Here is a 14,090-nt window from a genome sequence, read left to right on the forward strand (position 1 = left end):
AATATTTATAAGTACTATTTTTTACAATCTAATGATTCCATTAGCTGGAACTTGATATTTCGGGGTTCCAATATTCATAAAATTAAGTTCATTTTGAGCTCTTTCTGTTGCATAGGATTTAGTTTCTAAAGACCCGATACTTCCTCCTACAAATCCTCCTACAACTGTATTCATAAGTCCTGTATCAAAACTATTTCCATGAATTGCATTTGATCCTAATTGAATGGATACATCAATAGCCTCAGATTTTGCTATTCCAGCTGATACTCTTGAAAATAAATTTCCCCATCCAGATTTATAATCAATACCTGGTATTGCCCATGATAATGTAGAACTTAATACTCCTTTGATTAACGCCTCATCCAAACCAGCTCCTAAACTATTTCCATGTGCTGCATTATCTATTAATGTAGCAGATGTAACAGCTAATTCGGCACCAGCAACAGCAAAAGCTCCTTTTATTCCAGCATTGGCTACTTTGGCCAAAGTACTTACAGCTTTCCCTGCATCTGCAGCTGCTTTTACTCCTGTAGCTGCTTCTGCAGCTATAGATCCTGCTGCTCCAAAACCACCTGTTATAGCACCTACAACAAATCCAATTGCTGTATTAATACCATATTCTTTCCAACTGAAATCGTTTGTTATTAAACTAACTGCAGAATACGTTACAGAACTTACTCCTGCTCCTATAAATGCCCCTGCTAAAGAAGCTAATCCTATACTCACAGGTGTAGAAAGACCTCCTGTAACCGCTTCTAAAACTCCTGCTACAACATCTATAGCTACACCTATTAAAATTTCAAATGCTCCAATAATAGCACCTCCAATTGCGGAAAAGAAATTACCTATAGAAAAATTACCCGATGGATCAATGTAAACTAATGGACTATTCCCAGCATAGATATAAGGACTAAAGAATTGATTATAATTATCAATTACGCCAAATCGACCTATTCTACTAAAATAAAAGCGAGCTTTATAATTATATATGCCTAATTCATAATCATATTCTTGACTAGTAAACAAATAAGGAAAGAAATCCGTTTCAGGCTGAGCAACAACAGTTACGTTTCCATAGATATCATATTCATAAGCCGCAATAGCATTAGCATTATCGTCCATAATTACTCGCACAGAACCTAAATGATCCTTCAAAGTAAAATAGGTATTATTATTTTTTACAAAGGATACTACACCAATTGGTCCATATACCATATATAAAGTATCTTTTACACTATTACTTTTCTTTATTTGTACTAACGGGTTACCCGATAAACTTTTTACATACAACGTACTTTCTTGAACAGAACCTCCAGAATATTGTTGTTTTAACACTCTATCACTTGAATTATTATAAAAGAATTTATACTGTTTTTCAAGATTTAAATCATTTATAACAGCAGTCATACGTGAACCAGCATCATAGGTAAATTGTAATTGCTGCGCTTCGTAACCATCAGCATCAGAAGTTTGATAATGTGCAATTGAACCATTTAAATTGTATTGAAAGTCAAATAAAGTACTTTGATTTTCTATATCTGTTACTTTTTGAAGACGATCTCCTTTTCCAATTTCTGGTTCAAATTGATAGGTTTTAGAATCAATCGTTATCGTATCAAAATTCCCATTATTATCAAACTTATATTGCTTAGTATTCAACTCATTCTGTCCTCTACTCTCTTTAACGTTTTCTAATGCATTTAGTGAATTATAAGTATTGGTAAAAGTAGAGCCCGCACTCATATCTGAAGGATATTGAAAACGAATAGCTGCCGATTGTCCATTATAATAAGCAGGTCCTTCTGGCAATGAAGTTTGTAAGGTTTCTTGAAAAATAAAAGAACTATCTTGTGTTTTAGTATCCTTTACATTATCAAGCCATACAGGAGAATTATAGCCATAATTACGAATAAAACTATTCCCAGTAGGGTTTAACGTTTCTTCTAAAGGTTTTCCAGTAGGATTATAAACATAAGAAGCAATATTACTTGAAGAAGCCGTATTTCCTATACGCTCAATTTGTCCTATAGTATTATACGTATAATAAACCGAATAAGGAGCACTCCCTTTTTCAACCGGATAATCAATTTGAGTAATACCGCCTAAATTATTGTAATAAAAACGAGTTTCATAATTTTCATTATCAAAATCAATTACCTTTTGAGTTCTACTAATTACATTGCCATAAATGTCATATAAGAAATTTTCTATTACATCTGCATTACCATCTTCTGAATGATTATTTTCCGTTTTTACTACTTGTCCTATTTGATAAGGAGCATTAGTTCCATCATAGTCATAATACGTTTTCATTCGCCAAGTTGACACATTTTCAGGATATTCCGGATGATAATTGGCCTGATCTTGTAAAGCATTTCTATCCCAAACTCCTGCAACATAGCCAGTTTCACTTATTCTTCCTGAAAGATCATATTTATAATATTGATAATTCCCTTGAGATTTGCCTTCTGCATCTTGGCGGAAACGCAAACGATTAGACCTGTCATAAATCATTTCTGTAGTTCCTCCATTTGCATTTGAAGTACTCATTAATTCACCAATAAAACTATACGTTTGATAACTTATCCAATCTTCGTTATTTTGTCCACCTTCTTCATAATTGGGCGATAATGCACGTATTGGATACCCTAAATCATTATAATAAACTGCTGAAACAATTTCTGCTGTTGCCGATTTTTGACTTACTTTTCTAACTTCTTGATTTCTCTTATCGGTAATAGTATAGGTTTTATTTCCATTTTGATCTGTAACACTTACCTGATAATATTCTCCTTTTGGCAAACCATAAGTTCCGTCATTACTTCCATATTCATACTTCTGAGTATTAGCTCCCAACTTATAAGCTACACCAGGCATGGATTGCTCTAGTATTCTTCCAAGTGGAGAAGTTTCGTAGCGATATCCAAAATAAGGATAACCTCCATCCTCTTGATAAGTATCCGTTATTAAACCTTGCATTTTTTGTGTATCAAAATCATACAAAGCAAACTCTGAGATATACTGAAAAACAGGTGTGCTGGTAGAGGCTTCAACAAAAGCAGGCTTTGTATTAGCAATTATATTTCCTTGATTGTTATAAATATTTTCAATTACAGTCATTCTAGTATTATCTAGTAATTGAGACTGCATATCATTTCCTACAGCATTCACAAATGTTTGCGTAGCCATAGGGCTAATCATTGTTAATAAACTATTTATGCTAATCTTATTGTTTGTAAATAAGCTCAGTTTTCCAGAAATAACACTATTCGATTTATAATTAAACACAAGTATTCCATCGGCAAAAAACAACAATGTATTTTTAGTAACCATAACAGTCCATTGCGATGCTAAAGAAGCTATTTCTGTTGTATTAGAAGTCTGATTTATTTTATAGAACTTATTAAATTCCGATTCATATATGGCATCTTCCTTTGCATTGACAGCATTTCCAATAACTTTAGAATAGCATCCTGTTCTTAACAACAAAGATTGTGCATCTTCTTTAGATTTAGGATGACTTATTTTTATACTTGGTTTTTTAAACTGAAGAATTTGATGATCACTTCCTAATAATTCCCATTGACTAGTAGAAGGATTCCATTGAATGGTATATTGATCTCCTATTTGTAAGCCTAATGAGTTCGAAATGATTTCTTTTGGCATTAACTGAACTAATAATCCATAATCATTCAATTCGTTTCCTTTATAACTTAAAATTCCTTCAACAGAAGATTTTGTATAATTCAATACACCATTTTCTGTTTGCCAGTCTTGCTCATTAGAAGGAGTCCAATAGTTTTTCCATTCATTACCCTGAGTAAAAGAAAGAGCATCTCCTCCATTAACAGCCATTATCTTTAGTTTACTATTAGGGTTTTCTGTAGAAAAAGCATTATCATTTCCTGTTCGTGAAAAATAATTCGTTGCCATTGATGTTGTCTTTTCTGCAAAACTTGTATTGGCCACTATTCTTTGGTAATTATCAAAAAACTTTCTTTTTACTTCTCCATTTGAACCTAAACTAGCTTGAATAGCATCAATTTGAGTATTAACCGAAGTTGCAGAAAATAGACTTTGCAAAGGAGAAAAACGAACACAATCTACTAAAACCGCAGTTGCAGTATTATTATTTTGTGCCTTAATACTAATTGTTATAGCACTATTCCCATTTGCTTGTACTGCTTTTAAATTTAAAATTTGATACACATATAGCCATTTACCAACCTCATTACCAAAAGACAACTCTATTTCATTTCCTACTGTTGTTCCATTTTGGCTAAAAGATACAATCCATTTTGCATCGCCTTTAGAAGTATCAAAACCATCTGGAAGTTTCACATAACTTGAAAAAACATAATCTTGTAATTGATTTTGAGGAGTAAAGCTATTTTCTAAACCTATTCCTTTCTCTATTTTTAACGATGCTTGTCCTATTTTAGCATCTATAGTTGCGTCTTTATCATTAGGAATAATACTTGCATTAGGTAAAATTGTCCATCCATCATTATCTTCATAAGATTCAAAACTCAAAAATGAAGCTTCTTCCCCTATTTTACTAGCGGTTAAAAATTCGGCTATTTGGAATTGTGCATCTGTGCTATAGATATAAGATGCTTTCACCCCTTCCACATCCATCATTTCATTTACAGTATCATAAACACCTCTTGTAACAACCTCTTGTTTTTTTAACCAATCATTATTATTTTGAATAGTAGAAAAATCAAAATCAGGTGTATTCTTATCATTATCTAGCCATTCAAAATTTTGAAAAGGAGACCATTTCCATTCCGCATTAGTTGACCAGTTTTTCCATGTAACGATTTTAGAACTTACACACTTTTTCTCTGTGTTTTTATCACTTATAAACACCGATTCTTGTGCTATAGCATTCAACAAATGTTTTTGTTGCATTGCAGCTTGATAATTTGGAATCTGAATAGCGTATTTTTTCTCACTGGTAATTGTTTTCTGATCACCATTTGAATCATAATAAGAACTAAAAGAACGCATTGGCAATCCAATATCCTGATAGTATTCTATGGTTGATAATTGAGTAACGCCATCTTGTTCTGATACTGTTTTACTTATTCTAAAAAAAGCACCAAATAAATAATTTTTCTGATTTACATTAGCTGTAAATATTTGCCAATAATTAATATCCTTGCTTACTAAATTACCTTCTTTATCATATTGCAATTTTTGTAGTAAAGCGCCATTTAGCAACTGACTATAATTATACACCCAATTTGTATTGTAAGGAATTTCATTTTGCAAAGACACCCCATTAGAAAAATAACTAATTAAAATGCCACTTGTTGTTAAAGCCACATCGGGTATTTTCGTACCCATAAAAGTAGTTACTTTTGGAAATTGTGCTAAACTAGAATGAGCATCATACGTAATAATAGATTGTGCAGAACGAGCATAATCATAAGATTGATAAAAAACGTCTTCACTATTTACATCATTTGTAATAGCAATATAAGATACTGGAGTTACCTGAACCGAATCAGTAGCTTTACCATCTACTACTTTATATAAGGCTAGAGAACTACAACTATCAAATTCCTGATTAGAAGGATAGGTTACAAAAACATCTGCTCCAGCTAATAAAGTACCTGCTTTTACTGTTTCTTGATCCACCATTATTTTCTGTCCAAAACCTTCAGAAGTAATAGGTAATTTTACAGGTGCGCTTAAACTACCATTAATAGGATTTACAAAATACGTTTGTGCATTATCATCTGTAGTATCTTGATAAGCAATATACATAGAAGCTCTATTCTGAACTGTTTCAGGAGCATTTAAATTATTTAATTGCTGTGTTTGCTTAATCCAGTTACCATTTGTATTCTGATAAAAAACATCTTTCCCAACCGTCATATAATTACTACTCACGGTAATATGTTTACCTGTTGAAGCTAAATTTTGAGGCGCTTCCCATGAACCAAAGTTTGGGTTAAATTGTAAATATTGATTACTATTATTTTGTCCTTGTTCTTTAGACATAGTTGCAATGTCTAAACCAGTTGCAAAATGTACAATATCTTCGGGCTTAGTAATAAAAGAAGCCGCTTTCCAATTTAGCGGATTATTGTTATTTCCCATTCCGCCAATGTATCTATTCAAGAAAGGATTATTGGCTATCAAAGAATCCGTTAATAAAGTAGAAAACAATTGATATTGCGACTTTCCTTCTACAATAGGAGACTCATACGTTTTCACTAAAGGTGTTCCTGCATTAAGCAAATTAAAATTCTTATCCCATTGCAGAATTCTAAGGCTATAACTTATTTTTGTATCCGTTTGATCTGTAATATAAGTAGCCACTCCAAAGGAATTACTCAAAGTTATATTCAATGGAAAATCTAATCCTTCAGAGTCATTTTTATAGATGGTAACATTTGAAGTGTTGTATACTGCACTTTTAGACCAAACATTATTTCCATTGTGATAAAACAATTGAAATTGTAATAATTTTGAAGTAAAATTATAGAAGGTTGCAATATAATAATTATCTCTTGCCTTGATTGCTATATTAGACGCCTTAGAAACATCGGAAGGAGAAGGTATTGCAATTGCTATTCCTCCTTGTTGTAATCTAGCGGAATTATTCCATACTTTTTGTCTCCAATTCCATTGAAATGCTGTAATAGGAGTTGTAGTAATATCTTTACTAGAAACAATAACAAAGTCTTTACCCGATTCGACGCTTACTTTTGATGTTTCTGATTGTAACGGAAAATATTGCGCTCCATTCGTTAAATTAAACATTCCAAATTGTTCTGGATTTCTTCGGTATAAAAATAATTGAAATTGTTTCTTTGTTTTATCAGTAAAATAAAGCGCTATATAATCTTGTTTGGTTATTACGCCTAAACTATCCATATCAAAATCAACATTATTAAAATAATTTTCAGTTGATATATCTGAATTTAATTGATATTCAGACCAGTTGCCCGACCAAGAATGTACTTTTGCTACTAGTTTTTTATTTGCCTTATCATACCAAGTAATTACCGTATAATCAGAACCAAACCAAACCCTTGGAGTTGCATTAGCCAATGGTGCATTAATTTTAATATTACGAGCACTATTTAAAGGCTCTTCCTTATAACTATAGATAGCTTTTGCTCCTTGCGGATAAAGAATACTTTTTAAAGCACCCGAATTAATATCTTGAATTGTATCATAATACTCAAACTCAATACCAGGCAATGTATTGCCACTTGGTTGCACTTGCCAAAAACTTTTTAAAACCCTTTTCCACATCAAAGGATATACCTCAACTTGGCTATTTGTTCCTAAATTAATGAAATCATATTCAAATAAGATTGTAAATTGAAGAATATTCAATTTATTTCTTACTTCAATATAATCTAAATAACGTGTTTCATAGCTGTCTTGGTAAGCATTGGGTGTAGGCTGATTAGTATGACTAGATTGATATTCTACAATATTTTTAGTACTTGGATTTTTAGCTCCATATTTCTCTCCATAAAAAAACACTATTGTTCTTTTAAAACTATCTTCTATTTTTTTAAGATAAGATGCCTGTGTATAAACAAGGCCATTAGCATTTCCTACAGGAACATCTACATTATCATAAGTATAGAATACCGATTCTCCCCAAGTATTTCTAACTTCTGATAAATTCCAAGCATTTGCAAAATGTTCCTGTCCTATAGTTACATTAGAAGCTCCCATCCAGTTGCCCCATTGCACTCCATATTGAACCGTATTTCTACCACTATTTTTATCTCCATAAATAAAAACAGTTCCATCTTCTTTAATTATGGTCCATTTCTCATTATAAGCATCATATTGAGCATCCCAAAACTCATAATTTCTAAGTTGAAACAATAAGATATCTACCGGATTTGTAGGTAAAAATCCATCTTGTATCAATTGGTTTGCACTACCATTACTCACTAAAAAATACTCATCAGACGAGCTAGTGCCACTGCCATTTTTATTGACCGCAATTTTATCAAACGACATATCCCAACCTAATCCTAAAATTCCAGTTGGATTTGAAATATTCCAATTTTTAACTGAATTTTGAACATTACTATTATACATCATATTAATATCTACATCTAATCCTTTTCTTCCTTGAAAAGTGGCAATATTAATGGGTACATTAACCGTTCCTGTAAATAGATTAACACTATCTTTTACTTGACCAACTGCTTTATTATCAAACTGAAACGTAGTAACTTGAGGTTTACTCTGCTCAGTATTAGCTTTTGTATTATTGAAACTCATTTTTTCTGTTGTTTATTTGGTTGTAATAGTTTGTTTATAAAAATTGTAAGCACGCTTTACTAACAAAATTGTTCGTTATGGGCGAACTTCCATAAGTAAGTATAGTATGAACAAAACCACTTGGTCTACCCATTGGCATTTTAATGAACGGACAAGATTCCCATCCTATGTTTTCGTTGTATTTATTAGCCAAAAAGTATAAACTTTTATCTAGCCATTCTAAGTCTATAGGCTTTTCTAAATAACGAGATGCTATTTCAATGCCAAGCAAAGCAAGCGCAGTTTGTAAAGAATCGGAAGGTTGTTCTGGTAAAGACCATCCACCATCAGCATGCTGAGAATTAAGTAAAAAAGCCAAAGCTTCTGCAACAACTTGTTTATCTCCTTTGCCATAACAAATAGCTCTTAAGCTAACAAACGTGCCATAATAAAGTCCGTAATACCAAGTGCTTTCCCACGCACCTTGATTTTGTTTATTATATAAAAACTGTAGTCCTCTTTGAATGTCAGTTTCAAAACGTTCTTTATCATATTTTTGTAGCGCATATAAAAAATTAGCCACAACATCAACGTCAGAACCTGTTCCCCATGCTTTATGAATCCATTCATACTGCAACTGCTGTTCTTTTGTTAAATTCTCTTTTGGAAGTATCCATGTTTCCCATCCAAAATCTTCATTTGCCTGATTATTTAATATGGTTTCAATAGGCACTTCAAATAAATCTTTAAAGCCATCTTTTGGATAAAATTTACAAAATACCTGAAGAATTTGTGCTAAATCGTCCACATCTGGAGGCAACTCTTTCAAATCAGGAAAATATCCCCATCCTCCTATTCCTCCTTCTCTTTTAACGCTTTTTAAATAGGTTAACTCTGATGTTATAATTTCTTGTAAACGAATAGGATATTTCTCTTGTGCATCAATTAAAGTATCAACTAGTAAAGCCCTTTGAAAAATATCCGCTATTTGTAATTCTTGTTCCACCTGAAAAGCTTCCTTTGTAAAAGGCATACTATGTTTTGTATTCACAAAACCGGCTTCTTTTTCTGCAACCAAGTGTTTTATCCCTTGCTCAAAAAGGAAGTTCCAAGAGGCTTTTTTTGTGATAAGTTCTTCACTATTCTTTAAATATTCTCTATTCGCATGTAACATGGTCTTTTTTTATTTTAAATTGACTTAAATAATCAAACAGCATTTCTTTTGTAACTTTTTGTTTTTCTAAAACTAAACTTTCCACTAATTCATATTCTTTTTCATTGGGTCTACTAAATAAAGGAGCTGAGAGATAGTAATTTTGATCTACATCAAATATATCGGCTCTATTATTGGACTCAGATTCATTATAGAAATGGTATTTTAACCTACTTTCTGAAGGACCTGCCAAACCTGCTGCTACTATTCTAGGATGTTGACTTTTATTGGTTGGTGAAGCATGAAACAGTGCTGGGCTTCCTATATAAATTTGCCCTGCTTTCATAGGCAATGAAACACCAAATTCTTTTAAAAGTGCATCTTGATACGTAGAAAAAGGAAAAGGAGCTCCACCACATCTAGGAAAATGTAAAAAATGATGACTTCCGGGTATTACTTCTAAAGCACCATTTTCTAAAGTAGTATCTAGTAAAGGAACCCATAAACCAAGGGGTTGAAAACGTCTTTCATCTAAAAATGAAGGGTCTTGATGCAGAGGAACAATACCTATATTTTGATGAGGGTATTTAATATTGAAATTTCCCCAAAAGAAAGTAACCTCTTCAAAAATAGTCGCCATTGCTCTTTCAAAATGGTTACCTATTCCCTTAGAAACTGCATTTCTATAGATAGCGCTTTTACTCATAATCGTTGAAGCAAAAGCAGCTTCTCCTAGATCTCCTTCTAAAGAATCATACAATTTTTTAAGTGATGCTATTTCGTTATCATTTAAAAAATCGACCACTACATACCCGTTTACATCAAAAAAAGCTTGATGCTCTGGATTTTTAAAAAGAATTCTATTTTCTATACTTGTTTTCATTTTTAAACCGATAATTTCATTTTCTTATGTGCTTCTCCTAATATTGTGGTAACACTTTCTTCATTTTGAGGATCAAAATAATAAGGAACTTCCCCTATTTTTTTTGCTCTAGCCTCATCTGGTCTGCTAAACAAAGGGGTTTCTATATAATAATCTGGTTCCAACTCAAACACCTCCATAGTTGCTCCTGGATTTCTAAAATCTTGATAATAACAACGCATTTGACTTTCTTCCTCTGCTAACCAAGCTAGCGCAGCTACTCTTTCAGTATTGCTAAAATTAGAAGGCGACCAATGAAACACTTTAGAACTTCCTATATACGCTTGTCCGGCCTTAATATCTAAGCGTTTAAAGTAATTTTCTATCAAATAAGGGCTCAATTCATTGTATGGAAATTTAGGAAGCGTACTTCTTGGACCGTCATTTAATTTATGACTGCCATCTATAACTTCAAGAGCGCCATTTGTGGCATTAGTGTCTATAAGAGGTACCCATAACGTAATACCTTGGTATTTTGATTCGTCCACATAAGTAGGATCTTGATGTATAGAACAAATACTTTCCGATTGATTTGCTTGCTTAGATGTGAATATTCCGAAAAAGAGTTTGAAATTTTCTAAATGCAAGGCAACAGCATTCTTAAAAGTCTCTGTTATGCCATCAGATACTTTCTTTCTGTAATTGGCATCCATACTCATATTAGACGTGGAAAAACCTCTCTCCTTAGGCTGAGCATTCAATTGATTATATAATTGTTGTAGTGTATCAACTTCTGAAGGATTCAAAAAATCAAGTACCACATATCCCTTTTCTTCAAATTCTTTTTGTTGAATGGGGTTTTTAAAAACATTTCTCATATTTCTTTATAAAAAAATTAGACTTTGATCAATTATCTTGGATAAACAACGTTTGCAGTTTGTAAAACCAAGACAAGACAATAGCAAAAGGAACCGCTGGAAAAACCCAATAATTATAAATAGGTATTCTACCCAAAAAGAGTATGGGATAGCCTTTAGCTTTAGGATAATCTTCAAAAAAAAGTTGAATACTTTCGTCAACTTCTAATGGTATCCTTTCAATCATATATAAGGATAAAACAACCACCATTTTAGATAAAAATTTACATTTGGTGCAATATCCTTGATAGTAAATAGCAATTTTATTTTTTGGAATAATGATGCTTTGCTTCATGTGTATAGATAATAAAAATCTAGTGCAGATTACAATGAGTATGCTGCAATAGTAAATTTGAATAATTAAATATTTTGCTTAAAGAGAAAAAGCAGCGTTGTATAACTAAAACTGTAATGAATGCGTTTTAATTAGATACTATTTTATTCTTTAAATAAAGATTTAGTCTTTTATTTCCCATAATGTCTATTCCTAATCCGTAATAAGAAACAGCACATTCGTTTTCTAACACTTCTTTTTGTATTGGAAATGGGGTAACCTTATTTTTTATTGTGGTTTCCTCTAATAAAGTAACCCATTCACTAGGGTTTAGTTCAACGTAAGAAGGACAAGCACAAATATCAATTTTTGCATCAAACAATTTTGAACTGGCAATATGAAAACCTACATTAAATACTACACCTGCTAAATTCACCTCTTTATCTCCTATTACATCGTTAAAAAAATGGGTAACCGATTCATCGAGCAAAACTGGTATTTTTAAATCTTCAATGGTAAGTTTATGGGTTAATCTAAAATAAATTTTAGCCCTTACGTTTTTTAAAGAACTGCCTTCTAAACCGATACTCATAATATTAGCATACGGACTCAACGTTTTTACAAATTCATCAACTTCTGTAGCATTAGGCATTAAATGCTTTAACCAATCACTAAATCTTTTCCAAGAAGCTTCTTTACCACCTCTTCTGCCATCAATATAAATAGCCATACCCTTACTATCGGGAGAAGCACCTAACCAAAAAACACCATCTGGATATTCTTCCATGTTTTCTTTAGAAACAGGTAAATGAAAGGCTAACATTTCCTCACACATTTCCTTTATTTCTTCCGTTTGTGTGGTACTATATAATTTTTGCAAAGCTTGATAACTATACTGAAATCGTTCTTCTGGCGAACCTACAATGCATGAAGGATCACTTATAAAACGCCCATGCAAACCTTCGCTTGAAGAGCTAATGCAATATTGCAATGGACTGCCATCTATATTTAAGCCCGATCTACCACCTAGTTGAAGATTAGTTTCCTCTGGTAAAGCCAGTAGTTCATCTCTTAAATCCAACACCTGTTTGGCCGAAGCCAAACTAAGTGTGGATGCATAAGATGAAAGTTGTGCTACGTTTGACAAAATTGAATCTTTAGTCGCATTCATAGCTTTACTTTTTTAAACTTGTTGCAAAATAATATTAGATTGATGTCCATCATTTCCAGATGTACCACTAGTACCTGCACTACCTCCAGATCCTTGTGCTCCTCCTGGTGAACCTGCTTTACCAGCACTTCCGCCATTTCCACCTGTACCTCCTGAACCTCCTTTAGGAACTGGAGCAGATGTTAAAACACTACCACCATGGTATTGCACCACTATGCTACTAGCACCGTTTCCGCCATTTCCTCCATTTCCTCCGTTGCCACCTTTTCCGCCATTTCCTGCAGCACCACCATCACTAGCACCACAATCTGAACCAGCAGGACAGCCAGACGCTTTTCCGCCATCGCCACCATTTCCACCAGTTTGTCCGTTTCCACCATTTCCACCAGCTCCTCCGCTTCCTGCGGCAGCAGCAACTACTATAGAACCTGTTAATTGCCCTATTGTTATTGTAGCATTCGGACAATCGGAACCATTTCCGCCAGAAGCACCTGAACCTGCATCGGCTCCGTTAGCTCCTGCTGTTCCTTTTGAAGAACTAGGTCTACAAACCGAATCCCAATCACAGTTGGCATTTGTACCATTGTTTCCACTAGGTGCAGCACTTGAAAAGCCTTGACCAGCCGTTCCATTACTACCATCTGCACCGTATATTATTATATCTCCATTTAAATTACTCATGTCTATTAATTTTTAATGTTGTGTCTATTTTTAATTACATTTTTACTAACTCTGCAATTCGAATATCGGCAGTAGTTAATACTTTTATTTGTCCTCCTGGTTGAATGGTTACTTTATTATAACTCACCTGTACTGGTCCGCTTCCTGAAATAATCAAAGGGTTAGCAGGTGTTACCACCACATCAGCCGCTACTTTATAAACCGCTACTTTTGGAAGTGGAGCAGCAGATCTATTAGCTGTTGCAGCAGAAGTATCTATTTTAAAATCTTTTACTTCATTTAAGTCTTTTAATTCTGGCTGAATAGTACAATCCGGATGAGGTGGATTGGAGAAAAATAATTTTCCGTCAGCAGTTGAAATCTCTTTTGTGCTCATGATTTTTGTTATTTGTTATTAATTTGTTTTTTTGTTGATGCCCTACTTTAAAGCACCAATTACATAAAGTAAAGCCAATGATTTATTTGTAAATGACGTCTTTTACAACTATCAAAATAACTTTGAAAAAAGATTCCATTAATTAAAGCTTATCTTAATGAATCTCTTTTTTTGTAGAACTACATACCAAATGTATTCAGAAATAATAGCGAGGTTATAGGTATAAATACCTGTTTTAAAAAACAACCCGTTTTTTAACTTAACATACAGATTATCAATACATAATGTTAAAAAAAACAATCTATACTAAAATAAAAAACGCCCTCTTGTGAAGGGCGTTTTTGTATGGTGAGGAGTGGTTGTTGTGTTAATTATTAAAAATAAATTTTAGTTTGCTTTAAAACAA

The 14,090-nt window shown here is 32.9% G+C and carries 8 protein-coding genes; all 8 read right to left on the reverse strand.

Annotated elements, in window-relative coordinates:
- Positions 1 to 21: 21 nt before the first annotated feature.
- Positions 22 to 8,271 (reverse strand): RHS repeat-associated core domain-containing protein, encoded by an 8,250-nt coding sequence (locus tag SY27_RS14060; RefSeq protein ID WP_045971428.1) that lies wholly within the window; start codon positions 8,269 to 8,271, stop codon positions 22 to 24.
- 34 nt (positions 8,272 to 8,305) lie between these two features.
- Entirely contained in the window at positions 8,306 to 9,424 is a 1,119-nt protein-coding gene (locus SY27_RS18305) for a prenyltransferase/squalene oxidase repeat-containing protein (RefSeq protein WP_052705354.1), read from the reverse strand.
- On the reverse strand, positions 9,408 to 10,286 hold the full coding sequence (locus SY27_RS14070) for a phytanoyl-CoA dioxygenase family protein (RefSeq protein WP_045971430.1): 879 nt from the start codon (positions 10,284 to 10,286) through the stop codon (positions 9,408 to 9,410). Before SY27_RS14070 ends, SY27_RS18305 begins: the two co-directional genes overlap by 17 nt.
- A 2-nt stretch (positions 10,287 to 10,288) precedes the next feature.
- Positions 10,289 to 11,143: a phytanoyl-CoA dioxygenase family protein gene (locus SY27_RS14075; protein ID WP_045971432.1), complete on the reverse strand. Its 855-nt coding sequence runs from the start codon at positions 11,141 to 11,143 to the stop codon at positions 10,289 to 10,291.
- A 28-nt stretch (positions 11,144 to 11,171) separates the two neighbouring features.
- Positions 11,172 to 11,477, reverse strand: a complete 306-nt coding sequence (locus SY27_RS14080) for a hypothetical protein (RefSeq protein ID WP_045971434.1) — start codon at positions 11,475 to 11,477, stop codon at positions 11,172 to 11,174.
- 127 nt (positions 11,478 to 11,604) lie between these two features.
- Positions 11,605 to 12,627 (reverse strand): hypothetical protein, encoded by a 1,023-nt coding sequence (locus SY27_RS14085; protein ID WP_045971436.1) that lies wholly within the window; start codon positions 12,625 to 12,627, stop codon positions 11,605 to 11,607.
- A 12-nt stretch (positions 12,628 to 12,639) separates the two neighbouring features.
- On the reverse strand, positions 12,640 to 13,308 hold the full coding sequence (locus tag SY27_RS14090) for a hypothetical protein (protein ID WP_045971437.1): 669 nt from the start codon (positions 13,306 to 13,308) through the stop codon (positions 12,640 to 12,642).
- A 34-nt stretch (positions 13,309 to 13,342) separates the two neighbouring features.
- Positions 13,343 to 13,684, reverse strand: coding sequence for a hypothetical protein (locus SY27_RS14095; RefSeq protein WP_045971439.1), 342 nt, complete (start codon positions 13,682 to 13,684; stop codon positions 13,343 to 13,345).
- Positions 13,685 to 14,090: the final 406 nt, after the last annotated feature.

This window comes from Flavobacterium sp. 316 (assembly GCF_000967805.1).
Taxonomy (GTDB): Bacteria; Bacteroidota; Bacteroidia; order Flavobacteriales; family Flavobacteriaceae; genus Flavobacterium; species Flavobacterium sediminilitoris.

Bases quoted from the DNA above. Each gene is read 5' to 3' on its own strand.
- SY27_RS14075 (WP_045971432.1), bottom strand. From the start codon at position 11,143: ATGAGAAATGTTTTTAAAAACCCCATTCAACAAAAAGAATTTGAAGAA.
- SY27_RS14085 (WP_045971436.1), bottom strand. From the start codon at position 12,627: ATGAATGCGACTAAAGATTCAATTTTGTCAAACGTAGCACAACTTTCA.
- SY27_RS14080 (WP_045971434.1), bottom strand. From the start codon at position 11,477: ATGAAGCAAAGCATCATTATTCCAAAAAATAAAATTGCTATTTACTAT.
- SY27_RS14095 (WP_045971439.1), bottom strand. From the start codon at position 13,684: ATGAGCACAAAAGAGATTTCAACTGCTGACGGAAAATTATTTTTCTCC.
- SY27_RS14060 (WP_045971428.1), bottom strand. From the start codon at position 8,271: ATGAGTTTCAATAATACAAAAGCTAATACTGAGCAGAGTAAACCTCAA.
- SY27_RS18305 (WP_052705354.1), bottom strand. From the start codon at position 9,424: ATGTTACATGCGAATAGAGAATATTTAAAGAATAGTGAAGAACTTATC.
- SY27_RS14070 (WP_045971430.1), bottom strand. From the start codon at position 10,286: ATGAAAACAAGTATAGAAAATAGAATTCTTTTTAAAAATCCAGAGCAT.
- SY27_RS14090 (WP_045971437.1), bottom strand. From the start codon at position 13,308: ATGAGTAATTTAAATGGAGATATAATAATATACGGTGCAGATGGTAGT.